This is a genomic window from Nostoc sp. TCL240-02, from assembly GCF_013343235.1.
Lineage (GTDB): Bacteria > Cyanobacteriota > Cyanobacteriia > Cyanobacteriales > Nostocaceae > Nostoc.
This window is the reverse complement of sequence record NZ_CP040094.1, coordinates 6,445,866-6,471,685: the sequence shown is the minus strand read 5'-3', so window position 1 is coordinate 6,471,685 and position 25,820 is coordinate 6,445,866. Positions and strand designations below refer to the sequence as shown.

Annotated in this window: 22 protein-coding genes; 9 read left to right on the top strand and 13 right to left on the bottom strand. The window is 38.2% G+C overall.

Annotated features, from left to right (window positions below):
• Positions 1 to 65 precede the first annotated feature (65 nt).
• A complete protein-coding gene (gene modA, locus FBB35_RS27575) occupies positions 66 to 920 on the bottom strand; it encodes a molybdate ABC transporter substrate-binding protein (RefSeq protein ID WP_174712297.1) in 855 nt (284 codons plus the stop codon).
• Between modA and FBB35_RS27570 the strand changes: the two genes are divergently transcribed.
• Positions 919 to 1,059, top strand: coding sequence for a hypothetical protein (locus FBB35_RS27570; protein WP_174712296.1), 141 nt, complete (start codon positions 919 to 921; stop codon positions 1,057 to 1,059). The genes modA and FBB35_RS27570 overlap by 2 nt on opposite strands.
• Before the next feature lie 554 nt (positions 1,060 to 1,613).
• On the top strand, positions 1,614 to 2,015 hold the full coding sequence (locus FBB35_RS27565; RefSeq protein ID WP_114083007.1) for a fasciclin domain-containing protein: 402 nt from the start codon (positions 1,614 to 1,616) through the stop codon (positions 2,013 to 2,015).
• A 155-nt stretch (positions 2,016 to 2,170) separates the two neighbouring features.
• Here FBB35_RS27565 and sfsA read toward each other — a convergent pair whose 3' ends face one another.
• Complete coding sequence (gene sfsA / locus FBB35_RS27560) at positions 2,171 to 2,896, bottom strand: DNA/RNA nuclease SfsA (RefSeq protein ID WP_174712295.1); 726 nt, start codon at positions 2,894 to 2,896, stop codon at positions 2,171 to 2,173.
• A gap of 239 nt (positions 2,897 to 3,135) precedes the next feature.
• Here sfsA and FBB35_RS27555 point away from each other — a divergent pair, with 239 nt between their 5' ends.
• Positions 3,136 to 3,804: a 2OG-Fe dioxygenase family protein gene (locus tag FBB35_RS27555; RefSeq protein ID WP_174712294.1), complete on the top strand. Its 669-nt coding sequence runs from the start codon at positions 3,136 to 3,138 to the stop codon at positions 3,802 to 3,804.
• A 2-nt stretch (positions 3,805 to 3,806) separates the two neighbouring features.
• On the opposite strand, the gene FBB35_RS27550 is transcribed toward FBB35_RS27555, so the two are convergent.
• The gene (locus tag FBB35_RS27550) at positions 3,807 to 4,955 is read right to left on the bottom strand and encodes a DUF711 family protein (protein WP_174712293.1); all 1,149 of its coding nucleotides are present in this window, start codon (positions 4,953 to 4,955) and stop codon (positions 3,807 to 3,809) included.
• Positions 4,956 to 5,219: 264 nt separating this feature from the next.
• On the opposite strand from FBB35_RS27550, the gene FBB35_RS27545 reads away from it, so the two are divergent.
• Positions 5,220 to 6,488, top strand: a complete 1,269-nt coding sequence (locus FBB35_RS27545; RefSeq protein ID WP_174712292.1) for a tetratricopeptide repeat protein — start codon at positions 5,220 to 5,222, stop codon at positions 6,486 to 6,488.
• 145 nt (positions 6,489 to 6,633) lie between these two features.
• Here the strand turns inward: FBB35_RS27545 and FBB35_RS27540 are convergent, their stop codons facing one another.
• Positions 6,634 to 8,232 (bottom strand): B12-binding domain-containing radical SAM protein, encoded by a 1,599-nt coding sequence (locus FBB35_RS27540; RefSeq protein ID WP_174712291.1) that lies wholly within the window; start codon positions 8,230 to 8,232, stop codon positions 6,634 to 6,636.
• Between the two features lie 576 nt (positions 8,233 to 8,808).
• On the opposite strand from FBB35_RS27540, the gene FBB35_RS27535 reads away from it, so the two are divergent.
• The gene (locus tag FBB35_RS27535) at positions 8,809 to 9,522 is read left to right on the top strand and encodes a hypothetical protein (RefSeq protein WP_174712290.1); all 714 of its coding nucleotides are present in this window, start codon (positions 8,809 to 8,811) and stop codon (positions 9,520 to 9,522) included.
• 11 nt (positions 9,523 to 9,533) lie between these two features.
• Here FBB35_RS27535 and FBB35_RS27530 read toward each other — a convergent pair whose 3' ends face one another.
• The 3 genes from FBB35_RS27530 to FBB35_RS27520 all read right to left on the bottom strand — a co-directional run bounded on the left by FBB35_RS27530 (position 9,534) and on the right by FBB35_RS27520 (position 12,773).
• Positions 9,534 to 10,490, bottom strand: coding sequence for an NAD(P)-dependent oxidoreductase (locus FBB35_RS27530; protein WP_174712289.1), 957 nt, complete (start codon positions 10,488 to 10,490; stop codon positions 9,534 to 9,536).
• 172 nt (positions 10,491 to 10,662) lie between these two features.
• Complete coding sequence (hemE, locus tag FBB35_RS27525; RefSeq protein ID WP_174712288.1) at positions 10,663 to 11,724, bottom strand: uroporphyrinogen decarboxylase; 1,062 nt, start codon at positions 11,722 to 11,724, stop codon at positions 10,663 to 10,665.
• Positions 11,725 to 12,086: 362 nt separating this feature from the next.
• On the bottom strand, positions 12,087 to 12,773 hold the full coding sequence (locus FBB35_RS27520) for a PEP-CTERM sorting domain-containing protein (protein WP_174712287.1): 687 nt from the start codon (positions 12,771 to 12,773) through the stop codon (positions 12,087 to 12,089).
• 724 nt (positions 12,774 to 13,497) lie between these two features.
• Between FBB35_RS27520 and FBB35_RS27515 the strand changes: the two genes are divergently transcribed.
• On the top strand, positions 13,498 to 14,214 hold the full coding sequence (locus FBB35_RS27515) for a hypothetical protein (RefSeq protein WP_174712286.1): 717 nt from the start codon (positions 13,498 to 13,500) through the stop codon (positions 14,212 to 14,214).
• A gap of 21 nt (positions 14,215 to 14,235) precedes the next feature.
• Here FBB35_RS27515 and FBB35_RS27510 read toward each other — a convergent pair whose 3' ends face one another.
• Positions 14,236 to 15,555, bottom strand: a complete 1,320-nt coding sequence (locus FBB35_RS27510; protein ID WP_174712285.1) for an ABC transporter substrate-binding protein — start codon at positions 15,553 to 15,555, stop codon at positions 14,236 to 14,238.
• 727 nt (positions 15,556 to 16,282) lie between these two features.
• Here FBB35_RS27510 and FBB35_RS27505 point away from each other — a divergent pair.
• Positions 16,283 to 17,056, top strand: coding sequence for a putative sugar O-methyltransferase (locus tag FBB35_RS27505; RefSeq protein ID WP_174712284.1), 774 nt, complete (start codon positions 16,283 to 16,285; stop codon positions 17,054 to 17,056).
• Positions 17,057 to 17,171: 115 nt separating this feature from the next.
• Here FBB35_RS27505 and FBB35_RS27500 read toward each other — a convergent pair whose 3' ends face one another.
• Together FBB35_RS27500 and FBB35_RS27495 are read right to left on the bottom strand one after the other, a co-directional pair.
• Positions 17,172 to 18,611 carry a TylF/MycF/NovP-related O-methyltransferase gene (locus FBB35_RS27500; protein ID WP_174712283.1) on the bottom strand — a complete coding sequence of 480 codons (1,440 nt, stop codon included), beginning with the start codon at positions 18,609 to 18,611 and terminating at the stop codon, positions 17,172 to 17,174.
• Between the two features lie 110 nt (positions 18,612 to 18,721).
• Positions 18,722 to 19,690 (bottom strand): glycosyltransferase, encoded by a 969-nt coding sequence (locus FBB35_RS27495; protein ID WP_174712282.1) that lies wholly within the window; start codon positions 19,688 to 19,690, stop codon positions 18,722 to 18,724.
• A gap of 135 nt (positions 19,691 to 19,825) precedes the next feature.
• On the opposite strand from FBB35_RS27495, the gene FBB35_RS27490 reads away from it, so the two are divergent.
• Entirely contained in the window at positions 19,826 to 20,569 is a 744-nt protein-coding gene (locus FBB35_RS27490; RefSeq protein ID WP_174712281.1) for a bifunctional 2-polyprenyl-6-hydroxyphenol methylase/3-demethylubiquinol 3-O-methyltransferase UbiG, read from the top strand.
• Positions 20,570 to 20,689: 120 nt separating this feature from the next.
• The gene (locus FBB35_RS27485; RefSeq protein WP_368041805.1) at positions 20,690 to 21,742 is read left to right on the top strand and encodes a glycosyltransferase family 4 protein; all 1,053 of its coding nucleotides are present in this window, start codon (positions 20,690 to 20,692) and stop codon (positions 21,740 to 21,742) included.
• A gap of 334 nt (positions 21,743 to 22,076) precedes the next feature.
• On the opposite strand, the gene FBB35_RS27480 is transcribed toward FBB35_RS27485, so the two are convergent.
• The 3 genes from FBB35_RS27480 to FBB35_RS27470 all read right to left on the bottom strand — a co-directional run bounded on the left by FBB35_RS27480 (position 22,077) and on the right by FBB35_RS27470 (position 25,647).
• Positions 22,077 to 22,760, bottom strand: a complete 684-nt coding sequence (locus FBB35_RS27480) for a Crp/Fnr family transcriptional regulator (protein WP_114081365.1) — start codon at positions 22,758 to 22,760, stop codon at positions 22,077 to 22,079.
• A 200-nt stretch (positions 22,761 to 22,960) separates the two neighbouring features.
• On the bottom strand, positions 22,961 to 24,178 hold the full coding sequence (locus tag FBB35_RS27475; RefSeq protein ID WP_174712279.1) for a pilus assembly protein PilB: 1,218 nt from the start codon (positions 24,176 to 24,178) through the stop codon (positions 22,961 to 22,963).
• A 281-nt stretch (positions 24,179 to 24,459) separates the two neighbouring features.
• Positions 24,460 to 25,647 carry a HetZ-related protein 2 gene (locus FBB35_RS27470; protein ID WP_174712278.1) on the bottom strand — a complete coding sequence of 396 codons (1,188 nt, stop codon included), beginning with the start codon at positions 25,645 to 25,647 and terminating at the stop codon, positions 24,460 to 24,462.
• Positions 25,648 to 25,820: the final 173 nt, after the last annotated feature.

Here is a 25,820-nt window from a genome sequence, read left to right as displayed (position 1 = left end):
AGACATAACTCCAAATAGTTTAGAATTCACGACAGCGAGTATTTGATTGATTTACTTTGTGGTGATTAAGGCAAGATAAACCCGTAAGTATTTTTGAAAATATTCTGGGCAGTAGTACCACTTAAGTAGGTAGAAAAACTCTGTGCTGTCGATAAAACTGTAGTGTTGGCCAGTATCCCCAGTGGATAGACAATTGGATCGCTCTCTGTTGTTAGGGCCGTTTCTACGACTCTTACCTTGGTAGAAATTGCAGCATCAGTTTTGTAAACGGCACCTGCATCGATAGTTTTATTTACGCCTCCAACTACAAGAGTTTTATTTTCAACAGCAGTTAAGACATTACGCACATTGCTAGCGAGGTATGTTTTAGGACTAACAGTAGTGAAAATACCTCGGCTAGTAAGAACTTGTTTGGCATAATTTCCTGCTGGTACAACTGGCGGAGTACCTGTGTAATCACCTATGGCAATACCAGTAATGTTGGTGTTGGTCAAACCATTGAAGCTAGTTAGAGCAGCACTACCAGCACTAACAGGAGGTGTCGTAGGAGCAATCAAAACTAGACGGTTTTTAACAATGTTCTTACGGCTACCTGCAACTAATTTACTGGGAGTTGCATTTTGCAAGACATCTATTTGATCAGTGGCCGCAGAAATGAAAATATCTGCTGCTGCTCCTGCTTGTATTTGGCTAAGTAAGGTGCCAGAAGCACCAAAAGTATAAACAATGCTGACACTTGGGTTAGCGCTTTGGTACTGAGTCTTTATATCATTAAGTGCGTTTGTCAAGCTGACAGCCGCAAACACTCTAAGGGTAGTTGCAGAGTTTGCTGGTGATAAATTGATAAACTGGGAGCCTATTACCAGCATCATGCTGGTAACTGCTGTAGCAATCCAAGCGATAAGTCTTCTTCTGTTCATGAAAGTTATAGTTTGGGGAAAATATTACCTAAAAATCTCATTTTTGACATACCTGACTTACGCACAGGCAACAGAAAAACCAACTACACAGAATGCAGAAGATATTGATAAATCTCATTTAGAGAGAGTTTTGGCGTAATTCCTACGCACTAAAAATCCTGGAAATAAACGGTCTCGCAACTGCTAAAAGCATTGGTATGATGAGCCGTTATTATTTCCAAGTAGAATTACACAAACAGAAAGTGAAATGTATTTAGTGATGAAATAATATCAGTTAAACAGAATTATTACCAACATTTTTGGTCAATAAATCCTGACAAAAAGCTAAAGCAAGTGCAGGTAAATTTTAAAAACTCCTGATTTGCTTGTCCAGTATAGGTTTATTGTAAAAATAGTCGGGCATTACTAAAATACATTTTTACCAATAAAGTAGTTGTAAGTGTATATTTAACTAACTTTATTGGTAGATGATACTAATGAGAAGCGATGCCAAGGCGGTAAACTACGCACCCAGGAGTGCTTGTAACTCATCCACCTAGATCAACTACATATAATTCTCTGTGTGTATAAAAATATATGCAAACTTTTATGTTATCAATAAATAAATTGATTTGACATACGCCTAGCGATAGATAGCTTTTATGGAAAAATAGTTTAGATTTGTAACAGGTTACACAGAACTAGGTAAAACACATGGCCAACATAATTGACACTGCCACTAACAATGGTTCTTTCAAGACACTAGTTGCAGCAATCCAAGCGGCTGGTCTGGTAGATACACTGAAAGGTGATGGCCCATTCACCGTCTTCGCACCCACTGATGAAGCATTTAACAAGCTTCCAGCAGGTACAGTAGACGCATTACTGAAAGATATTCCAAAGCTAAAGAAAATCTTGACCTATCATGTTGTCTCAGGTAAAGTACTGGCTGCTGATGTAGCTAAACTGAAGACAGCTAAAACAGTTGAAGGTTCAGATGTAAAAATTGACGCTTCTAATGGCGTTAAAATTAATGATGCAAAAGTTGCAACAGCAGATGTTGCTGCTGATAACGGTGTCATCCACGTAATTGACACAGTTTTGATTCCTGCATAAGCAAACTTCAGAATAGCGAATGCTGTTTCTGAGGTAGCGACTACCTATAGTAGTTTCTTGATTAAAATCTGGTTGAATGTTTTTTAGTAAACAGCAACTACCAATAAATCCATCTAGATCCTTTCTAGATGGATTTATTGTTTAATTAAGTGTAATCAAATTTTTAGTTTTGCCAAACCCAAATAACGGATACCTTCGGGGGAAATATCAAAACGGCAAGGTAAGACTTCTAAACCAAGAGCGATCGCATCCCTTAATAATTTACCATAGACAGGATCTGTGCGATCGCCAGGGGAAAACTCTATACAATCACCGCGATTGATAAAGTAAAGCATCACCGCACGAGTTAGAGGTAGCAACGCCATTAGTTCTCGCAAGTGCTTTTGTCCTCTTGTAGTTTCTGTGTCGGGAAATAAAGCTAATCTTCCCTCAGACAAAGTTGTATTTTTCACTTCTAAATAAATCGGGCGTTCCTCATCACTCCCCGTCAAGAAAAAATCCACTCGACTTTTTTTATCTAGCCCATAAACCACTTCGCCCTTGATTTGACTATACTCACCCAATTCTGGGAAAAGATATTTTGCCAAAGCTAATTTTACCACCCGATTGGGCAAAAAAGTATTTATGCCTACCCAAGTTGGCTCATTGTCATGTACTTGAATTAGTTCTAAAGTGTAAGCCAATTTGCGGTTAAGATTATCACTTTTGGAAAGCTGTACAGCACTTTCGGGAGTTGATACACCAGTCATTGGCCCTGTATTAGGACAGTGTGCTGTGACTATTTCGCCAGAAGTAAGTTGAACGTCAGCAAAAAACCGCTTGTAACGCTTAAGTAAAATACCCGGATACAAAGGCGGGTAACGGTAAAGCCAATCCATCATTATAAAACCTTGTTGCTGCTAGTAAATATACGTCGATTCCTTACCCACCTAACTCTCAACAGTAAATCTTTGCAGCAGCAACTTCACCCTGTGACAGAAATCAAGCAACTTTACATATCATAGATTGTCAACTTTTGTAGTTAAATTGACAACATAGTAATAAAAAGTAGCATATAATAAGCATTATAAGCCTCCCATAAAAAATCCGGGAGATTTCAACGTGCAAGGAGGTAAATCCTATGCAAAAATTGGAGACAGGAACGGAATTAGAATATGCTTTTCTGTTTACTCTAAGAAAAGTAAATTCAATCAATCCAGAAGGTTTCAAACCATTTTTTATTAATATGCCTATTGATCCTTACATCAAAGGCAACTATCGTTCCAGAAGATTATCTCGGTTCACAGTTTCTGGAAATCGGTTAATCAAATTACCTCATGGCTATCTCTTTCAAAGTAAAGAGTATAATCCATTAGTGGGTGATATAAAAAGAGAGTTCGCAGAATTAGATGATGGACTCATAGAACTTGATATTTTTACAAATCTAGTCTTAGCATTTAGTGATTCTTGTAAACTTCATCCTGAAGCTGAAATTGGGGTTCATCAAATTAGAACTATTTGTTCGTTAGATAATTTGGGTAATCCAGCACCTGAAGGTATCCATCAAGATGGTACTGATTTTATTGGCATATTTTCAGTAGATAGAGATAATATTCAAGGTGGAGAAACACAGTTATATGCTGCCAAAAAAGAAAATCCTGTATTTAGCAAAGTTCTAAATCCGGGAGAACTTTTATTAGTTAACGATCATGATTTTTTCCACTTCACCACTCCCATAAAACCACAATATGACGCTCAAGGAAGTAGGGATGTTTTTGTACTAACTTCTCCTAGCTTGCTTTCGGAATAATTTTAGTCCAATGTAAATATTTTGCAATCTACGAGATATGGGGAATTGAATGTAGTCATTTCCCCAGCTTTTTTGTTTGGAATTGGAAATAATCTAGCTGAGAGTGGTTTATCTAACTTGATGGCTAAAGTTGCCATATCAATTAATAAAGCTGCAATTTTTTCTATCGTTATATCACCCGGAATCGGAACTGTATCCAGTCCACAACCACAAACTGCTGAATATAATAATAAATTTGTAATATCATAAGTTTGCTCATTAGCTCTGGTAGCTAGTCCCACATCTTCACAAACTGGAAGCATCAGCCCAGAGTAACCACAGATTTTTACTGATACATTTTTCAATACACGAGTCAGCATACCAGAAATGCTGAGAGTTCCAGAATGTCCAAACTTGCCATTAATCAATTTTTCATAAGCAAAAGCAATACTGTTTTTCTTATCCAAGGATGGGGCTAGAGAGGTATCGATTCCTGTATATGTAACGGCGAATCTATCAGATATTTTTTCGGCAATAACCACGACTTGGTTTAATTCAGATTCTAAAAGTAATTGCAGGTTTTGCTCTCCTGTTATCATATTGTTAGCTTGTGAAAATGCTTGCATTACCAAGTCACCTAACTCTAAACCTATAGCGAAAGATGTATTGCCTCTATGGTAGGCTGTAGGAAAAAATGGGATACCTGGCTGACAGTTTGCCCATGCACAAAAACGAAAATTACCATAACCATTTTCACTTTCTTGGGAAATACGTTTAATAGCTTTAGCGGATTCCCTAGCATTCTCAAAATTGATGCCAGTTTCACTGTCGCCAATTTTGCTAGAGCAATAAATAATCGATGTATTTTTGTTGATATCTGGAATGATATCTATGGTTTCAGGTTTGCTGGCATAACCAATATTGAAAAAGCTGATATTCAGACTTTGGCAAAGTTGTTCTAGAGTTTTAATTTCATTGATAATTTCGATTTTTGATAAGTCTTGTAGATATTCTTCCCAGGTATTAGTGGCTATTCTAGTTGTTTGTACTTCATATCCTTGTTTTTCAAAGAGAATCTGCGCTTGCTGATTAAAGTCAGCAGCTTGCTTAATTGTTTCCTGATCTTGTAAAGATTGAAGTGATATACCCGTTGTGATAGTTCTGATTTTCATTGGTATAACTCATTATTGATAATAATCATCAAAGTTTTAGCTAAAATTTGTACTAAATCTAACTGAAAAACCTGGAGGTGTACAATATTCAATTGGGTGAATCCCGCTAATAAAATTTACGGTGTGTGTTCGTTTTAATTCACTGCAAATCCGAAATGAACCAAAGCCATGCTGAATACTTAGAATATTAAGAGTGAGTGGATAGGTTAGGCTACGAAGCAAGCTTGCTGGAATTCAACTAACTGAATCAACCAAACAAATATTATGAATGACGAATTTTACAATAGAGGATTGGAAAAGGCTAGGCGAAAAGACTACGCTGGAGCAATTGAGGAATTTAGCCATGCTTTACAACTGACACCTTACTTTACCGAAGCTTACTTGCAAAGGGGTTTAGCATATTATGACTCAGGAGCAATCCTTAAGGCTGTTTCAGATTATACTGAAGCTCTGAAACTTAATCCTGAGAGTGTAGAGGCATATTATTGTCGTGCATTGGCTAGGGTGGCGCTGAAAAATTTACCAGGGGCGCTGGAAGATGTTGAACGCGCTATTCGTCTCAATCTCAATTATGCTGCGGCTTATAATCTGCGAGGGATGGTGCGGCGCAAACAGGGTTATCTTCAAGATGCGATCGCTAACTTTAAAAAGGCTGCACAATTATATCTAGAACAACAGGATAAAGAGAATTGTCGTCTGTGTCTGGAACGAATTAAACAGCTACAACCCCAAGAATTATCTGTTGTACAACAATCGCGTTCTACCAATGCGCCAATTTTATCCACCAATGATTATTTCACTCAATTATTAGAAAAAGCTGAAAAGGGAGATACTCAAGAGGCACTGGCCGATTTAAACTGGGTATTGAAAGCAGATTCAGAAGATGCCCAAGCTTACTGCTGTCGTGGGGTTGTGCGTTGTAAACTGGGAAATTATCGAGAAGCGATCGCAGATTTTAATCAAGCATTGCGACTAAATTTTCAAGATGCCATTGTTTATCGCAACCGAGGTAAAGCCCGTTCTATATTGGGAGATCATCAAGGTGCGATCGCGGATCTTAACCAAGCACTCCAGATGCAACCACAAGATCCCTTAGTCTATGTTGCTAGAGGTAATGCCTATCGGACAACGGGCAACTATCTCGGTGCAATTCAAGATTACACTCAAGCGCTGCAAATTAATTCTAATGATGCTCAAGCTTACTACAATCGCGGCATTGCCTATACTTGTTTAGAAGAAATCCAAAACGCTATGGAAGATTATCAACGGGCGGCGAGTATCTTTTGTGAACAAGAAGACTGGGTCAATTATCAACAAGTTTTAAGTAGTCTAGAAAAAATCCAAAAATTTAGTCCCCAGTCAACAAAGCAAAAGTATAACCTGCTACATCAGAGACTTTTGCGAATGGTTGGAGGATATTGGGAAATTGCCGAAAGATTGATTCAGCAGAAACAGGATTATCATCCTGGAATGTCAGATGAGTGGTATTTGCAAAGAGTGATTGATGATTTAGAACGCGATCGCGGGAGATGAAGAGGCAGGGGGCAGGGGAAAATTTGCCTCTGCAAGAACTGCTTTCATTCATAAATGCTACTAACTATATACGTAAATTCACCCGTATAATTGTACGGGTGAAGATACGATCAATCACTTGCGATTGGCTTATCTGTTACCACGTTTAACTAACTACCGCTTCAGCTTTTTCCTCAGCTTTTTCCTTTACTAGCACATAAGGCTGTTCTGCACCTTGTGCGAGATATTCAGTTAACTGACTTTCAATTTGATCGCGCACAATTTGGCGATACTCTAAAAAATGCTCGTTGTGGGCGCAAGCAGAGATGTAATGCTCAATAACTCCAGGGTTACGCTTGAGAATACTAAACAAATGGTGCCAGAACTTCCAACGGGTTTCCCGTTTGATTCCTTGTCGCCAAATTACAATCAACAACGCTTTTACAACCACCCACTCTGGCATTTTTGCTGGCGCTTTCCAATTCGGCAAACCCATCATCAAGAAGCAGCGATAGGTGCGATCCAAATAATTTACTGGATCGTATAAAGTACAAAACGCTTCAATATATTCTCGTGCCAGTTCTTCCAGGGGACGGGTGGGCAGGAAGTTCATCAATGTTGTTTGGTTGATGTTGCCATCTTGATTTTCCCGCAGCCGCCCTTCTTTTTTCAGGCGATGCCAAAGCGCGGTATTAGGTAACGCTTGCAACATTGCAAAGGTAGTAGAGGGAATAGCTGCTTGTTCTGCAAAGCGGACAATGCGATCGCCTGCGCCTGCTTTTTCCCCATCAAAACCGATAATAAACCCAGCCATTGGGCGCAATCCAGCTTTGATGATGGTTTCCACTGCCTCAGTTAGAGAACTGCGAGTATTTTGAAACTTCTTGGTCATTTGCAAACTATCCTCATCCGGCGTTTCAATTCCTAAAAACACCGCCGAGAAACCAGACTCAACCATCAACTCCAACATTTCTGCATCTTGGGCTAAGTCAATTGAAGCTTCAGTGTCAAATCGGAAGGGATACTTGTGTTCTGCCATCCAGACTTTTAACTCTTTCAGCAACAATTTCACATTTCGCTTGTTGCCAATAAAGTTGTCATCCACCATGAACACACCCCGCCGCCAACCCAATTCATAGAGGCAATCTAACTCTGCTAACAGTTGTGCTGGAGTTTTGGTGCGCGGTTTACGCCCGTAGAGAACAATAATGTCGCAAAATTCGCACTGGAAGGGACACCCACGCGAAAACTGCACCGACATCATGTCATAGGCATTCAATTCTAATAAATCAAAGCGGGGTATTGGTGTGCTTGTGACATCAGGCTTTTCTGTGGCGCGGAAAGTTCCAGAAGTTTCACCCCGTTGAATTGCCTCAATAAACATGGGTAGCGTGATTTCCCCTTCATCCAGAATGAGAAAATCTGCGCCAACATTTTCAACTTCATGAGGTACAGAGGTTGGATAGGGGCCGCCAACTGCGACTAGCTTGCCACGTTTTTTTGCTTCCTGAATTTGTTCAAGTAAATCTTGTTTCTGGACAATCATCGCAGAAAGAATTACTACATCTGCCCATGCCCACTCTTCTTCTGTTGCTGCGCGGATGTTGCGATCTACCAGCTTGAATTCCCATTCTTGGGGCAAAATTGCGGCTACTGTTACTAAACCCAGAGGTGGTAATAAAACTTTGCGATCAACTAACTCTAAGATTTTTTCATAAGACCAAAAGGTTTTGGGAAATATTGGATACACTAACAAGATTCGCATGTAGTATCAATCCTCACACTTTGATTGTTATCCCACTCTAACGAAAATAAAGAGTTATTGACTTTTTATTAAAGTTGTTTTATCTTACCACCGATATTTTTCCTTTTAATGGGCGGCTAGCGACTGGAATTCTTGCAGCTAATCGGCAAAAATAAAAGCATGTTGAAACAGGAATCAGGAGATTTCTGGTTTCTCTAACTACGACGAGGCTACAAACTAAATTCATATCAGTAGGGCTTAAGCCAATACGGTTCGGTTAAGGGAAGAGATGCGATCTAGGGTGTGTCATCAAAAACCTTATCCGAACCGTATTGGGACTTAGGCAACTGTCATAAGCGATCGCCTATATGTTAAACATTATCACTAAAATCTATAAAGAATCTTAATCGTCTAAAATCCTGAATAGATATCCAAGCCTTTGATTTAAAGGCTTTACAGACTGATATTATCACCATCTACTAACTATATTTCTTAAAAAAGACTCCACACTTATAAGAAATATTCTCATTTAGTTGTATTCTAAAAATAGAAGCAAATTAGAAAAGAAGTGTAGTAGCTTCAGAATAAATCAATCAGATGATCGCACGATGGCTCCCAAAAGCTTTTGCACAAAGTTTCAAGATTCTCCTTGCCGTTACATTTATCAGTACTACATTTCCTGTGGTTGCATCCGAAGATAAGTCCAGTTACGGTAATCAACCTAACCTACTTCAAACTGAGATTACACAGCATGATCTCAAAATTATTGAGCAATTAGTAGGTATTGCTGAACGCAACTCAGCCCAAGTGCTAGAAACAAAAGCTGCAATGGGATTAAATGCTTTTAGGGATGTCGTAGCTATCGAATTATCTCCAGGTCTAACTACAGTTTCAACATCACCCGATTCCCCATCTGAACGCTCAAACAGCTTTTCCTTAACCGTTACAGTTGACCCGATTAAATTCATCAGTACTTTTCAACAGCTTCCTGTTTTACGAGCTCGTTGGCAGGAAGCTAGACAGCAAAAAAGGTTAGCTATCATACAACACTATGTTGCTTATCTCCAAGCGCGTCAAGCAGCTTTAATTGCCACTTATCAAATACAAAAATTTACTGGAGGCTCAGGTATTGCCAGCCTTTATTCCCAAGCAACTTTTCCTAAGAATGTCAACCATCTTGCTAATCCTGACTACGTTGCAGCTGCAACGTCTACGTTAGAAGCAAGCACACGCGAACGATTGACATTGGAAGAACTGGCAGCTTGTGTCGGCTTATCTTTGCAAGAAATGACCGTTATCATTAGCAAATAATACATATTTTCTCAATCAGCACGTTCAACGCCACTAATTTTTAAAACATCACTCATGGTTGCACAATAATTTGGCAAGCCAAAACTATTGGGATTTATGAATTTTTCGTATGTGAAATGCCGATAGTTCATACAAAATCTATCCCAAGCAGCTATTTGAATACGAAACAGAACAATAATCAAATTAGCCAATGCTATGGAGATGGGAATGCGAAAGTAAATCTTTTTGCCCAGATAAGCACAAACTTGTTCCACTGCTTGATTAGCAGTTAACGGTGCTTGGCCCAAAACAAGCCGACGTGGTTGATCGTTTTCGGAAGTACGATCAATTAAATATCGTACTACAGTGGCAATATCTCGTCCGTGGATAAAGTGAAAACTACCATCTGCTTCCAAAAAGCGAATTAAATTAATATATTTCGTTACTTCTGGAATGCCAGATGTAACAGCAGAATAGGGTTTATTCGCATCACCACCCAATACTACAGTCGGAAATACTGTGGTAATTTTGGGTGCGATCGCTAATTTTTCTTTTTTTTGTAAGCATTCATATTTGGAACGGATGTAATCTGTCCCAATTTCCCCGGCTTCTTTTAATGGTTGATTGTAGCGATCCAAAACGCTAGCTGTCGAAAAATAAATCACCTGCTGGCAACGTTCTGGATCTAGTAATTCGAGCAATTCTATAGTCTTGACGACATTAATATCAAATGTTTCATCACCACCCCAAGCCGTAGCGGTGAGTACAGCCGTATCAATTGTAGATAGTAAATCGGCAAACTGGCAAATATTTTGCATATCACCTTGTAATATGTTGATACCTGAACGGGCTTTAGTATCAACTTGCAGTTTGCTTGGGTTCCTAACTAGCAGATACAGTTCGTAGTCTGTTTCTTTAATTAAGGCTTCTGTTAAATAATGACCTATACAACCACTTGCACCAGTCACTAAGATTCGTTTCTGGCTCATAAAAATTTATCAAACGTTAGGAGTTAAAACTAAAGAGTTAAGAATAAAGTTAAAAGTTCCGAGTTACAACTGATAACTTAATAACTCTGAAAATTTTAGATTTTGAATTTTGGATTTTGGATTGAAAGAAAAATCTAAAATCTAAAATCTAAAATCTAAAATTGTATGACTCCTAATTCTTAACTCCTGCAAGATTCAATTCCTTTGCGGTTTCAAAGAAGAAAGCGACGTTTTCTTCGGGAGTTTCTGGAAGGACACCATGACCGAGATTGAGAATGTGACCCCAATTGCCAGCTTTGCGAACGGTATCGAGAATGCGATCGCGGATAAACTGTTTAGAGCCGAATAGCACGCCTGGGTCAAGATTTCCTTGAACTTTGACTTGCTTACCCAATCTAGCCCGTGCATCTGCCATATCCACTGCCCAGTCTACACTGACAATATCAGCGCCAGATTGTGCCATTCTTTCCAACACACCCGCACTACCGCTAACTAGCAAAATCAATGGTGTATCGGGGTGGGTTTGTTTGACTTGCTGGAAAACTCGCTGCTGATAGGGGAGAGCAAAGGTGTCATAATCTTGAGGACTCAATTGACCCGCCCAGGAATCGAACATTTGCACAACTTGAGCGCCACAGTCAATTTGATAGCGGGCATAGATGGCGATCGCATCTGCTAATTTAGTTAACAGTTGATGCAGTATCGTCGGATCTGAGAATGCCATGTTTTTAATGATGGAGTAGGTTTTAGAACCTTTTCCCTCAACTGCATAAGCTGCTAATGTCCACGGCGCACCCACAAAGCCTAACACCGTTGATTTATCGCCTACTTCAGAACGCAACGCCTGTAAAATTGTCTTGATAAATGGTAAAGCTGCTTCTGGTTCTAAGGGATGCAGACGATCAATTTGTTCTTGAGTGCGGAGGGGCGAGTGAATGATTGGCCCTTTACCTTCGGCGATATCCATGTCAATGCCCAAACCAGGTAAGGGGGTGACAATATCAGAAAATAAAATTACTCCATCTGGTTGGAAGGCTCTCCACGGTTGCAAGGAAACTTCAATTGCTACATCTGGAATTTCCGAGCGATCGCGAAACGAAGGATACTTCTCTCTTAAGTCTCGATATGCTTTCATATATCGTCCCGCTTGTCGCATCATCCATACAGGGGGACGATCTACTACTTCACCGCGAGCAGCCCGTAAGAGATGAGGAGTCGTTGAATAAACACCCATTAATACTTCATCCTATTTATGCCACTGTTTAGCTTATCATTCTGGGATTACGCTTTTCCAGCAGGTTTTCAGGAAAAGGTGAATAGCAGCGCATAATAGTAATATTTTATAATATTTTGATTATTTAGACATGAGCGCTCGGTTAGCTTTACAACAGTATTAGTACCCGCAAGCGCTACAATCTATATGTTTTTTTGGCTTACCACATAAAATTATTGCTTTGAGTGCCACGTAGAAATGCACCTCTTAACTTATACATCAAGGGAACGCATGAGTAAAACTGCATGATAAATAACAAATGTATCTCTACGCCTGGCGTAGAGATACATTCTTAAAAATTTTAAACCGGTATTCTGATAAATTTATCCTTTCACTGCCACTTTCTGTTGTGAGCGTTTGAAGAGTGAAGTCATACCACAAGCACCAATTGCTAACACACCTAACATCGTATTAGATTCGGGAACGCTCTTGGCTAGTCTATAGGCGTGGTTATCTGTTTCAAAGGCAATACCATTTGAGCGCATCACAACTCGGTCAAATGTTTCTCCTGTATCAGCGACAAGATTGATAAACATATTAGCTTGAGTGCTAGTCCAACTACCATTAGCTATAGCAGTTGGCACATCTGCACCACTAAAAGTCTTTACCAACTGATTACCTTTGTAAATATCAACAAAGTTGTAATCATCCAATGAACCTGCATAAAAACCGAAGTAATTAACAGCTTCTTTGAATACAATATTGACAAAACCACTGTCGCCTGCAACATTACTATTTTTTGGAGAAATTGTTAGGAATTTGGTGTTATCTCCATAAGGTGAGGCGTATTGACCAGATACGCTACCTTGAACAATATTACTAGTAATATTAGAGTAAGTAACAAATCCATTAGGATCATTTGCTGTACCATCATCAAAGGTGACAGTTTTGGCATCAGCGTAGCTAGAAAACGGGCCACTATTGACTTGCAGAGTTACGGCACTAGCTGGATTCGCACTCATAACCACAGCAGTTGTTCCGAGTAAAGCCAAGGAGATTTTTTGCAGCATTCGAATAATAAACCTTGAAGAACACAAAGATAATTAAGACTGAACTTTTCTTGAAACCTAGCTATACAAAACTGGTTTCATTACTCGAACAAACTAGAAGAAAATCAAAAATTATTATTTCTTTCTATATGACTGTTGTCGAGTACAACAAGCTCGAAGATGTAAGTTTATCTTGATGCTTTGTACTACTATTCTGATTTTTCCAACTCGCAAAAGATACGGTATATACACTAAAATTTCTTTAAAGATTAAGTGAAGTGTCTTGTGCAATTTTAGTGGTCAGGAAAAACATATCTAAATTACTCTTGATCGCAACTAAGGTTAAAAGGTTATTTATAAAGTAAAAATAAAATTTCTGTAGGGGAACCACTGCGTTGGCTGATACCGACTTGTACTCCTACGGGGAAACAAGCTACGTTATTAGCATTCCCGCAGGGTAGCAACTAGCGTTGTGTTAGGCATATATCTATGACGGGCAACTCTTAACCCTTTAGCAATAAGCTTAAGTTAATGAGATTATCTCAGAGTTTATTGAGAATCCACTGCTATTATTGACATAATAGACTCGCTTTCAGGTAGTGGCAAATAATAGAAAATAGGGACTGACGAGTGAGAAATAGGATAAAACAAGAATCAATATTTAACTGAGGAGTGGGCATTAGTCATTCTCCCCCTGCTTCCCTATCTTCCTAATCTCCCTATTCCCTCGCTACCCTAATTTCTTATGGAAACTGACTCTAATAGTCCCGATCGTGTTGCATCTGCTAAAAACGAGCTAAATTCAGGAAACTTTTTGATTCCGCGATCGCAGCGACAGAGGTTCTTTATTCAGTTTACCTTAATGACCCTGATTGGATGGGTTGTGGGTGGTGTTGCCAGTATCGCCTTAGAGAAAATTATTCTCCAAAGCTCACCGAGTATTGCTCTCCAGGCACAAACATGGAGTATTTTGGTCAGAAGTCTCAGTAACGTTGTATTTGCCGTAATTTTTGCTGCTGACCAAGCCCTGATCGTTTACCGATATTTACCTGGTTTACAATGGCTATTTGCGACTAGCGTCGGTTGGCTGATTGCCAACGGTGTTTCTACAGCGTGGATTAACTACATCTCATCCATAGCCTCATCATCACCTGAAGAAACTTTTATTTTCGGATTTTTATCTGCGATCGCATATATAATTTCTGGTGTTTGGCTAGGGCTTTGCCAATGGCTGGTACTGAGGCGATATACAGCAGGTATTTGGTGGTGGAATTTTTTACCCTCAATTGCTTTCTTATTAATTACTATTTTGGTTTGGATGCTTTTTCTGGTGCAAAATCTGATTCCAGAAGCAAGCCGTAATTTTATATTGTATTGGAGTGGACAAGGGCTTACGGCAGTCATACTGGGAGCTATACCAGCAATTGGTTTGTGTACATTAAAAAGAAATCCACATCGCTAAACTAGAGTTTCTTCAGGATTTTCATTTGTCATCCCAAATAAGTTCTAAACGTTCTTGTGCTGCCCTGAGTGCTTTTTCGGCAGACTCACCTAGTAATGTCGCCTCGATCGCTCGACCAAGACTGTCAGAAAGACGACTATATCCAGCAATAATTGGTCGAGGAAGTGCTACAGATATCTGCTCCATAAATACTTTTAAAACTGGTTTTTTGCTAATAAATTTCTTAAAAGCTTCACTTTGACCAGCTTTGATATTAACTGGTAAAAAACCCGTTCCGACACTCCATTCTTTTTGAAAGTCTTCACTCAAAACATACTCCAAAAATTTGAGTGCTGCTTTCTCTCTTGCTGGCGTAGTCTTCATTAGATACAATATTCCCGTCGCTGTCACCGTAGCAGGTTCAACACTTGCAGGTATAGGGAAAACTTCATAATCAACATTAGACTTCATGATGTAAGTCCAAGGCCCTGTGATTTGCATCGCAACCCGGCCCGTGATAAAAGCATCCTCTTCATAACCACGTTCTGGAGGCGAAAGCATTACTGATCCATCCTTCATGAGGTTTTGCCAGAATTGCAAGGCACTAATAGCTGCCTGATTCGTTAAATTCGGACGGTTATTTGTCACTACCTCGCCGCCAGCACCCAATAAAAAAGGAAACCAACTAAAGACAGTCCATTCTCCCTTTCCTAAAGGCAGCAACATTCCGTACTGTTCAGGTTTATTATCACCATTCCGGTCTATGGTCAATTTTTTGGCGACTTCCCTTAACTCTTCCCAAGTTTTAGGAATTTGCGTAATTCCCGCAGCTTGAAAAAGTTTAGGTCGGTAAAAAATCCCTAGATTGCTCGTGTAAAGTGGAATTGACCAAAGATGATCGTCTAATTTTAATTCCTCCAATAGGTTGGGGCTAATTTCCGACTTCAATGGCAATTTGTCCAGCCATTCTTCTAAAGGTCGAATTGCCCCTAGTTCCATAAACTGACCTGTCAATTGAGGATCGAATGACAGAATATCTGGAGGTGTATTGCCCACAACTGCTGTTAATATTTTTGGCAATTGGGGTTGACCGATGAAGATAGATTCTACTTGGATATCAGTATGAGTTTGATTAAATTTATTTACTAGTTTGTTAAACACATCCCGATTAGCAGGAGGATTTATTGATTGCCATAAACTCAGATTAATTACTCTATCATTATTCTGTAATGTCCCCTGACAACCATATAATAATATTAAAAATATACTCAGAATAATTCCTACCAGCGAAAGCCGCCAAGCAGAATTGGTCATCTGGCGGAAAGTTTTTTGAATTTGGGATTTAAAAAGAGTAAAGTTCATGCCAAGTAGTTAATCAATTGCATTATCTGAAGGATAAAAAGTAAAATATAAAATCAGGAATAATAAAGGATGATGTAAGACTTTATAGATAAATTTATAGACTGATAATCATGAAACTAAAAACTCCGTATGTAAGTATTTATGTTTATATCTTGAATCTATTTTTATATGTGTTTAGTATCTATCAATTTACTCTTTTTAAAATACACCATAGTGTAGGCAATTTGATGAAGGTTAAATTGCTTACCTCTCAAATGTTCAAACTCATGTAAAGCTTTCTGATCCCGATTACCTGTGAGGTTTGTCAGACTTTGTGACTAAGCCCCAAGTGTGACCAACCTTGATTTTGTGCAGTTTCAGAAATAATTGGTATAATAATTTTTCCAATAACCGTAGTTACTCATCAGCATTATAATTATACCATTAGCGAGAACGCTGTCATAGAGAGTATTTGGGTTGTTTTATCCAAAATATTGAATCTCTAGCTGATGTATGGTAATTTTACACGTAAGAGTTGAGGTCAGTTTTGTAACTAAACTCTGAGGTAAGAGAACTATTAAGCATCGACCTCTATCACAGTATCTGCTTGGTAGCTTACAGAAGAACTATTCATAGACTCTTCTGTATTCAGCTTTTATTTGTAAGTGACTTATGACTCTTCATTTATAGACTAGCTGGGCAACTAAGTTGAATAAATAGTTATGCCTAAATAAGGACAGTAGTAAGCATGAACTCCCAAGATAAGGTTTTACAAACCAGCCTGACTGACAATATTGACTATCCTGAATTCTGTTTAAAAGCTAGCTTGGATTCTTCCATATTTAAAGATTTTCGTCGCAATGAAATATACAAGATCGCATTAGAACACGACGACTTCGGTCAAGGCTTAGAGTATCTGGAAGCAACCAAAAATTCTTCTTCTAAGGTATTGAGTAAGATTAATGAATTTCTTAAAAATGATCGGATTGGCAATCCTATAGTTTTTGATTACGAGGGCATTGGTACAATCGCACCACCTACCCTACGATACATAAAAATTTTGTCAGATTTAGAATCTGAATTTGGCACTCTAGATAACTTAAATATATGTGAAATCGGAGTTGGTTATGGAGGGCTATGTAGAATTGTCAGTAGTTATTTTAAGGTAAAAACCTATACGTTGGTTGATCTAAAACCAGTACTAATGCTAGCTCAAAAATATTTAGATCATTACCCATTAAACACGACGCTAGTCTATAAGACAATGAATGAATTACCTAAAGAGAATTATGATCTTGTAATTAGCAATTATGCCTTCACGGAACTGAGGCGAGAAATACAAGATATTTATCTAGAAAAGGTGCTTCTTTCTGCCACCAAAGGCTATATTACATACAATGAAATCAATCCAGAAGATTTTAATTCATATACAAAAGAAGAGTTAATTAAAATCATTCCCACCATCAGAGTCAATAAAGAAGTTGGCATATTAGACCCTGAAGATTGTACTTTAGTCTGGTAAAAAAATATTTGCTTTATGCAAATTGAATAAAACTTAGGAAGATATTTAACAGACCAATACATAACTCAAAAATTAAGTGACATCCTTCTAAAAGTATTGGGCTGTTAAATATTATTTAACCTTTCTTAAACCACACCGCAGTGTAGTCAATTCGATGCAGGTTAAATTTCTCCCTTTTCAAACGCTCAAAGTCATGTAAGGCTTTTTGGCAACCATCCCAATGGCCATAGTCATCCACCTGAATCATCCCATTAATAACAACGCTATCATAGAGCGTATTGAAGATATCCATTGTTGATTCATACCAGTCTCCATCAGCGTGCATAAAAGCAATATTGCCTATCTCTGATTTATATTGAGGCAATGTATTAGCAAACAAACCCTTAACAGGTACAACAATATCTTGGACTTTTAACAATTGACAAATCGCTTGTATATTTTCTCCAATTGGAGCTTTTAAAGTGCCAACTCCAAACCCAGTTTCATTTGCAGGTATTCCATTATATATATCTATCTCCGTCGGTTCGGGCATTCCTTCAAAAGTATCACAGGCATAAAGTAGACGTGGGCGCAAGCTGTATCGCTTAATTACGGATGCTAAAAGTGCTGCTGCTCCCCCTTTATAACTTCCACATTCAACAAAATTTCCGGGAATATCTTCTATACAAATTTTTTTTGCTAGAGAGTAAAGTGAAAATAAGCGTATTTCGCCTAATAAGGTATAAGGTCGGATAGCAGTAATAATTTTCATAAATTCATTTACTGAATCTGATGATAATTCACTTATATGATAGTTTTGTAAATGCTCTGGTACGCTCCAATTAACATTTGGATCTGGCTGATGTTGGACCGGCTCAATATTGCCACGCCAAGCAACTCCCATAATCTGTCTTGTTTGATAAATCATTGTGTTCCACCCTTTTTGCTTTAAGTAATCTAAGCCTTGGGTAACATCGGGAGAGTTTAAGTTATTAAATAGAATAAAAGCTTCTGTCTCTGCTAATTGTTCGCAGATAATTGCATAATTGAGTGGATTTATAGCTTCATTAGTTCCGTCAATAAAAATCAACGACCACTTGCGTTGTAATTGTTCGGCTAACTCCTCTATTTTTTGTGGAATATTACTACTTACTAGATTAACTGAGTCTAGGACACCTGCACATTGCAGAGAGTTAGTTACACTTTCATAAATATCTTTTCTGGCTAATAGAGCATCAATTACATCTAATTTTACTCCTGCTAATGCCAGATGGCAGACAGACCATCCATACCAACAGCCAATAGCTAAAGCTTTTTTATCCCTAAACTTATGAGCAGTATTATAAAGAATATGTGCTTCATCCCTACTGAGAAATCCTACATCTGTCTCTCTTTTATCTACATACATGTTATGAGGAATTTCACGTTTTAGAGAATGCAAATCAGAAGTATTTATATCTTCTAGAATCATATTAGGAAAACATTTATCTGGTTTGATAATTTCAAGCCCAACTGAAACATAATCTCCATCTACTAATAATGTTCTGTCAATAAATTCTATCGTTTCTTTATTCATGATTCATTTTTCCTTAAATATCCTAATTTGTGCTGCAAAATTCTCTGCTAACCCCATGCCTGTTACTGTGATGCAGTATTAAGCATACACAGTTACTGATTGATGGCTTACTAATAATCAAACTTGCTAAAATCGTCAATTATCTGAATATAGTTTTTGATGATGTGACTAAAATCAAAATTTTCCCTGACATATTCTACAATTTCTTTGCGAAAAGATTTATTTTTCTCAATTAAATCAATAATTGTGTCACAAACAATTTTTTTATTTTCGGCAGTAGCATTAGTTAATATATCATCTGGCAAAACTTTAATAAACTCTTTGGAGTGTAAGTTAGCACTAGCAGATTCTGAAACAACAACACATAAACCTGCCGCCATTGCTTCTAATACTACAAGCGGTGCAATTTCTCCATTACTAATTAAAACTAAACAATTATAATCTGTGAGATTATTATAAACTTGTTTTAAACTCCAGATACCTAAATGTTTTGTCGTGGTTCCTTCTTTAAAATTAGGATCATCTAAAGGCCCAACAAAATCTAATCCTAACTTACCATCAATCGTTTCTGCTAGCAATCTCTGCTGCTTTCTCGGTTGAATCCAACCCAAACAAATAGCTTTATTATTTCCTTTTTCTTTAAAATTCAATTTTTGAGTATCAACACCATTTATTTGCACTGATATATATCCAGAATAGCCTGCTTTAATAAAAATATTTTTTGTTGGATTAGAAAGGGCAATTATCCCAGGTGCATTTAGGTAATGTTGAAATCCTTCTTTAAAATCTTCTTCCCATTTATCTTGTTTTAAAAAATAGCCATTATGACAACTAAAACAATATTTTTGCTCTAGGCTTTTATTGAATTGACTAGCAAATTCATAGGCGTGTAAATGTACAAAATCATAATTTCCATTATTGATTTTATCTATAACTTCATTAACATCTTTATTATTAAAAATATTTACTTGATGTCCAAGCTTATCTAAAAAATATTTATACTCTTGGATAAGAGTCAAAATAGAACTTGATAAGGGAGGTGCAGGAATATAGCCTCCAGCAACTAAGGCAATCTTCATGAAAATCCCTATTTTTTAGAACCTATTGCTCAAATATACTACACTTTTTATCGATGTTTACAAGTGTTAATAAGTCAAAGCGGTATATATCTATTCTATAATAGAATACGTTGATTTCGTTGTGATATAAATTTTATGGTTAACTCTACTGCGCCTTCTTTCTTAAGTAGCTTTTTAGAAAATTCATTTGACCTAAAAGATCATTTACAAGGTTTTTTACATTTAGATCCAGGAACCATAGAGACAAAGTTAGCGGCAGGACAAGAGGAAATAAAAAACTTAGGACGCAAAGATTTTAATTGGGAAGAAGCAACTGCTTTCTATCGTGAGAAAGTAGGAGAACTTTACTTGTTTGAATTGGGGGCTTGGCATCTATCAAGTTATGCTTATATTGGAGATATGTTGCAGTTGATTGCAGATTGTGCACAAGGAAGAGTGTTAGATTTTGGTGGAGGGATAGGAACTCATACCCTTGGTGCTGCTCTTTGTCCACAAGTGGAGCAAGTTATTTATTATGATATTAATCCGATTAATCGTGATTTTGTTCAGTATCGAGCAGAGAAAATGGGACTAGGGAAAAAAATAATTTGTAGTCTTGAAATGCCTGCAAAAGAAAAATTTGATACTATTTTGTGTTTTGATGTTTTAGAACATTTGTCAGACCCTAGCCAGCAGTTATTAGAATTTTATCAATCTTTGAATTCTGAGGGTAAAATGATAGTGAATTGGTATTTTTTTAAAGGTTTTAATCAAGAATTTCCTTTTCATTTAGATGAGCCTAAAATTGTAGAAGCATTTTTCAATACACTTCAGAGTCAATTTTTAGAGGTTTTTCACCCTTACTTAATTACAACTCGCTGCTATCGTAAGCAGAGTTGAATTTAATTACATGTTTTTTGGTTGGATCCATAGCGAAACCCGCTAAACAAGTTATTTATCTCAAAAAATGATGTTGATAAAAATAGATTAACGACGGAAATGTACCATAAATTATTATTTATGTCTACTCCAATGGGTCCGCTAGGTTCAGGATTGGGAGGTGGAGTAGAGTTGACTTTATCTAATATTGCTACAGAGATGCTGCGGCGAGGACATAAATTAGAAATTGTTGCACCGCAAGGGTCTATCAGCAATTCATTACCGATTAGAGAAATTCCCGGTGAACTAATACAGATACCAGCGCAAAATCAGAGTCGTAGCGATCCAATTTTGCTGCATAAAAATTCTGTTTTAGTGAATATGTGGGATTATGCTCGCCAAGTGCAAGCAGATTATGATTTGATTGTGAATTTTGCTTATGATTGGCTGCCACTCTATTTAACACCATTTTTTAATTGTCCGATCGCACATCTGATCAGTATGGGTTCTTTGACAGATGCAATGGATGAGATTATTGAACAAGTAGCAATCAATTTTCCTGGTAGTATTGGTGTTCACAGCCAAACACAAGCAGCTACTTTCACATTTGCAGAGCGGTGTATTTGTCTGTTAAATGGCATGGATTTATCTATTTATCAATTTTGCCAGGAACCAACTCAGAGCTTGGCGTGGGTAGGTAGGATAGCTCCTGAGAAAGGGCTAGAAGATGCAGTAGCAGCAGCAGAAATCACTGGTATTAAATTGAAAATATTCGGGTTAAAACAGGATGTATCTTATTGGGAAAAAATTTGTCAAGAATACCCTAATGCTCCTATAGAATATGTAGGATTTTTACCAACGCTTGAGCTACAAAAGGAGCTAGGTAAATGTCAAGCACTTTTAGTAACCCCTCGTTGGATAGAAGCATTTGGAAATGTAGCAATAGAAGCGCTTGCTTGTGGAGTACCTTTAATTGCTTATCGTCGCGGTGGTTTAACAGAAATTGTCCAAGAAGGAAAAACTGGTTTTTTGGTGGAACCCGATAGTGTTCAAGGTTTAGTAGAAGCTATTAAGCATTTGGATGAAATTGACCGACAAACTTGTCGCCAGCAAGCAGAAATTCTATATTCTTTAGAAGCTATGGGCGATCGCACTGAAGAGTGGTTTCAAGAAATTCTGAGAAAAAAATTCTGAAAAGCTGACATAGTACTAATCTTGTTCAATTTAGATATTACCGCTACGACTAACAGGATTTACCAATATAGCCATCCAAGGTTGAAATTAATAAATAATTCTAGAACAATTACGCCAAAACATGGGATAAATCTAAAGTTATTCTAGGGAATCAAAAAATTACAGATGATAAAAGAGATAATTATGTCAATTACTTAGATGATGAATGGGCGACAGTAGAAGATGCAGTCAATATTGTGAGTGAGTATATTACACCGTTTATTTCCCAAGACACCAACCTTTTCTTTCTTTTTCAGCAACCCCTACCTATGATGGATTATCTCGCATAAAGTAATCACACTTTGCCAGCCAAGTTTATCAACTGCTTGAAATTCACAAGATAAGTAATGTTATTGGCGCTATCAATTTTGATCCACCCTTTTTCATGCAGCTTTTCCATGATTTTGGTGGTTTCTTCAACACCGATTTCTGTTACCTCTGCTAAATCTTTAAAAGGAATGTTAAAAACTTCTCTTCCTAAGTCTGATTCCTGACCATAACTTTCACCTAAAGTTACTAGGGTATGAGCGAGTTTGACTGCTGGTGGTGAAGACCGCATTTGTAATCGCTGGTTAATTTGCCGCAATCGCCGCACCATCAGTTGCAGCATCCGGTGATGTAACTGTGGGTCTTTAAACAATATTTGAATAAAACGCTCTCTGGATATACTAAGCAACTTCACGGGTGAAAGGGCGATAACATCGGTTGAGCGTGGAGATTCATCTAAAATTGCCATTTCTCCAAAAAAATCGCCACGACCAAAAATTGCCAAAGCTACTGAATCGTCCCCGACAGTACGCCGGACTTTGACCCAACCAGAAACCACGAAGTAAACGGCATTACCCCAGGCATCTTCCATCACAACGGCTCGCCCCGATGGGTATTCATGTTCAATTGCAACATTGAGCAGCCATTCTAAGGTCTGTGGGTTGGCTGTACTCATCAAGGGGAAAAGTTCACTAAAAACCTCAGTTAGCATGAAATATTTGTAACAAATGGATTCAAGAGCGGGAAACTAACTTTGATACTATAAGTTTGTTTAAATCGTAATCTTACTCAGAGTACGATCGCAAAATTTGTATTTAGTTTGAGATGAACCTTTAAGGTTGATCGGTCTAAAGTCTCATTACAACATAACAATTATGTACGCGATCGAAATCAGCGCTTTCACTGACAGACCTATAATTTGCTGTCTGTTGGTGGATTGCTATGTATTGCCAGTATTTTGATCTGTTGGTCTAAATTTTTCACTAATTGATTCAGTGTAGCTAAAGCCTCTGATTCCTGAGAGTCAAGGCTAGGATTCAATAAAAGCCGTTCTTGTAGTTCATGTAATTTGAAACTTAGTTGCTGAGAAATTCCTAAAGCATCACGTCCTAGACGCATCAATTGTTGTTGCTGATAGAATTTTAATGCTGCTCCCCGCAAGACTTGGAGTGTTGCCTCTTCACCGTAGGTTCCCGGCATAAATCGCAAGCGTAATAACAAGCGGTTTTTTTGATATACATATTCCTTCTCTACCTGTTTTGGTTCTGCAAGCGTGGTAAGAGGTAGGGAGGCAAACCGCTTTAATTCATTCAGTACTCCTTGGAAAACATAGAGCGGCAGCTTGTCTAATACAGACTGCAATATTCCATTATCACTCCACAGTATCCTGCCTTCGTAAGCTTGTCTTTCTAAATACAGCCGACCTATTCCCCCACCCAGAATTCGCCCTAGTAATTCCTCTAGTAATTTTTTGGGTGGTAGTGTTGGCAGCAACTCAATGGGAGTAAGTAATTCAGGAACTTGTGTAGGCAAAATAGGTAGATTGTTTGCTACTGCAACGGATGTCTCGTCCTCTTGACTCCTTAGAGTTTGAGATGATTGATCTAGCTCTGGGATAGGAGGCAAGTCTACACGCTGTCCAGAATGTTGACGCTTTTGTGTCTGAAACGCCATCAATAGTGGATGCTGATTTGATTCTGAGTCGGCATTTAGGGAGGGAATAGGTTTGTCAGCATTGTGTTGGGGAAAGTCCTCTGTTGACTCATGCACAAGTTTTGCATCTAGCTGAGATGTATTCTTATGGTTGAGGTAGGCTGATAATATTCTGCGGTGAGAGTCGCTTGCGATCGCTTCAATCAGCATCGTGCAATTGATATAAGACAAAATGCGACCAACATAATCTAATGCCTCACTGTCTTGGGGATAAACCATACCTAGCAAGAGGTTTTTGTCTTCTAATCCCAAAGGCAAAATCTGATGGTAGAGGCAAGCTTCAAAGGATAAAAGATTATCAATCAGTTGGAACATTTGCTCGCGTTCCCCTCCTTCCTCCCATCTAGTTTGAGTGGCAGTTAGGATTTGCTGTGCATTTGCTGCGGTATCATTTAGTTCGCCCTCGGAAGACAACATAGGTTTGATTGCGTGGTGTTTATTTATATTTTGCCTCTAATTGAGTAGGTAGTTAATAAAGATACTTTGTTTGATTGTTAAAATTTCAATTATATATACTTAAGTAGACGTAAGTAGAAGATGAATTTTAGATGATAAATTGGGGATAATACTGAGGATTGGGCATTGGGCATGGGGCATTGGGCAAATAATTAATACTTTTTCTTACCCTAATCCCCTACTTTCCCTACTCCTCCACTTTGCCACTCCCCATTTGCCTTGTCTCCCGCCGCCTGAATTGGCTACTCTTGGGTTCTTAAAGCTTGGGCTGCAAGATAAATTTTTGTCCATTCGCCTAATACTTGATGGGTTTTGAGTTTTAACTGTTGAGCTATTGCTTCTATTGAGTTACCTGCTTTCCGCAAATCTAATATCTGTCGCCCTAGAGGAGTCAATTTTTCATCAAGTTGTTGCCATTGGTTTTGCGTTAACCCTAAATTATGTTCTTGTAAGGAAATTGAGAGCCAGCTGTCTACTAGCTCTGGTTTACCTTTGAGGGCAAAAACACGCACAGCATGGTAACTAATTTTTTCTCGCAGGCGGTAGACTTCTTTAGTCTGCTTATCTAGTTTTTGGGCGATCTCTTCTTGGGACTTACCTTGCAGATACAGTCGTAGCCATTCTACTGCGTCTTTTCCCAGATTTTCTTGTAAATAATTTTCAAATTCTTTTTGTACTGACTGACGTAGGGCCTGTTGTTCTTCTAGTTGTTGTGTTTCTTGATATTCTGCGATCGCCTGACTATCTACTAAGTTAACTCGATTGTCACTGTCGTCGGTGAGGACTTCTTCTGACACCAGTCTAATCATGTCACGACCCGGCACTTGGGTTAAGCCACCGCGCTGAGTGCGACGCAAGTAATTTACAAACCGATAAGCTAATAAGGGTTGATTGCGTACTGGCCGCAGACAATATTCTTCTACACTGGCAAATAGCAAAGCATCCGCCAATCGCCTATCGCTTGTATATTTGGCAAGATCAGCCATTTGTTGCTGCATATAGGCATCAGTTTGCAGTAATTCCTGGAGTACTTCTTGCAATACATCCATAACACTGCGCTGGCGATCGCGGCTGAGGGAAACCCAAGTCTGAATCTTATTCCGTAATGTCACTAAACTCCCTAGTCGCGTTATCAAGTTGCGATAAGCACGTTCTCGCCCAAACCCCAAATAACGTTGACGTAAAATCCTCCAGCGATATTCCATCGCTTGTTTGGCAATCTCAAGTTCCTTCGGGTTTAACAGATCAAACCGTTTTGAGTCAGATCCAAATAGCCAGAGAATAATACTTTGCCTAGCAGCTTCATTTTGCTCTGGACATTCAATAGCCAAGCGCTTTTGCCAATCTAAAGCCAGTTTTTCCATATCTGTTGTCATACTGAGATTGCATTCCTCGAAACTCAATTTTGAAGTTTGCATCACAACCCCCATTTATCCCACCTAATTATTAACTGGCAGCTGCCCGAGATTTCATGAGTTTCATGAAAATAGCTCAGTGTTTCTACTCTTAATTACGTCTTAATTCACTAGAATTATGCAGAAATTTCTACATTGATGTTTACCTTTCAATTCCAAAATGCCCAAAAACCTTGTAAATGAAGCAT

Bases quoted from the DNA above. Each gene is read 5' to 3' on its own strand.
- FBB35_RS27505 (WP_174712284.1), top strand. From the start codon at position 16,283: ATGAACTCCCAAGATAAGGTTTTACAAACCAGCCTGACTGACAATATT.
- FBB35_RS27545 (WP_174712292.1), top strand. From the start codon at position 5,220: ATGAATGACGAATTTTACAATAGAGGATTGGAAAAGGCTAGGCGAAAA.
- FBB35_RS27520 (WP_174712287.1), bottom strand. From the start codon at position 12,773: ATGCTGCAAAAAATCTCCTTGGCTTTACTCGGAACAACTGCTGTGGTT.
- FBB35_RS27550 (WP_174712293.1), bottom strand. From the start codon at position 4,955: ATGAAAATCAGAACTATCACAACGGGTATATCACTTCAATCTTTACAA.
- FBB35_RS27565 (WP_114083007.1), top strand. From the start codon at position 1,614: ATGGCCAACATAATTGACACTGCCACTAACAATGGTTCTTTCAAGACA.
- FBB35_RS27485 (WP_368041805.1), top strand. From the start codon at position 20,690: ATGTCTACTCCAATGGGTCCGCTAGGTTCAGGATTGGGAGGTGGAGTA.
- FBB35_RS27490 (WP_174712281.1), top strand. From the start codon at position 19,826: ATGGTTAACTCTACTGCGCCTTCTTTCTTAAGTAGCTTTTTAGAAAAT.
- modA (WP_174712297.1), bottom strand. From the start codon at position 920: ATGAACAGAAGAAGACTTATCGCTTGGATTGCTACAGCAGTTACCAGC.
- FBB35_RS27510 (WP_174712285.1), bottom strand. From the start codon at position 15,555: ATGAACTTTACTCTTTTTAAATCCCAAATTCAAAAAACTTTCCGCCAG.
- FBB35_RS27555 (WP_174712294.1), top strand. From the start codon at position 3,136: ATGCAAAAATTGGAGACAGGAACGGAATTAGAATATGCTTTTCTGTTT.
- FBB35_RS27540 (WP_174712291.1), bottom strand. From the start codon at position 8,232: ATGCGAATCTTGTTAGTGTATCCAATATTTCCCAAAACCTTTTGGTCT.
- FBB35_RS27570 (WP_174712296.1), top strand. From the start codon at position 919: ATGAAAGTTATAGTTTGGGGAAAATATTACCTAAAAATCTCATTTTTG.
- FBB35_RS27495 (WP_174712282.1), bottom strand. From the start codon at position 19,690: ATGAAGATTGCCTTAGTTGCTGGAGGCTATATTCCTGCACCTCCCTTA.
- hemE (WP_174712288.1), bottom strand. From the start codon at position 11,724: ATGGGTGTTTATTCAACGACTCCTCATCTCTTACGGGCTGCTCGCGGT.
- FBB35_RS27480 (WP_114081365.1), bottom strand. From the start codon at position 22,760: ATGCTAACTGAGGTTTTTAGTGAACTTTTCCCCTTGATGAGTACAGCC.
- FBB35_RS27500 (WP_174712283.1), bottom strand. From the start codon at position 18,611: ATGAATAAAGAAACGATAGAATTTATTGACAGAACATTATTAGTAGAT.
- FBB35_RS27515 (WP_174712286.1), top strand. From the start codon at position 13,498: ATGGAAACTGACTCTAATAGTCCCGATCGTGTTGCATCTGCTAAAAAC.
- FBB35_RS27535 (WP_174712290.1), top strand. From the start codon at position 8,809: ATGATCGCACGATGGCTCCCAAAAGCTTTTGCACAAAGTTTCAAGATT.
- FBB35_RS27530 (WP_174712289.1), bottom strand. From the start codon at position 10,490: ATGAGCCAGAAACGAATCTTAGTGACTGGTGCAAGTGGTTGTATAGGT.
- FBB35_RS27470 (WP_174712278.1), bottom strand. From the start codon at position 25,647: ATGGGGGTTGTGATGCAAACTTCAAAATTGAGTTTCGAGGAATGCAAT.
- FBB35_RS27475 (WP_174712279.1), bottom strand. From the start codon at position 24,178: ATGTTGTCTTCCGAGGGCGAACTAAATGATACCGCAGCAAATGCACAG.
- sfsA (WP_174712295.1), bottom strand. From the start codon at position 2,896: ATGATGGATTGGCTTTACCGTTACCCGCCTTTGTATCCGGGTATTTTA.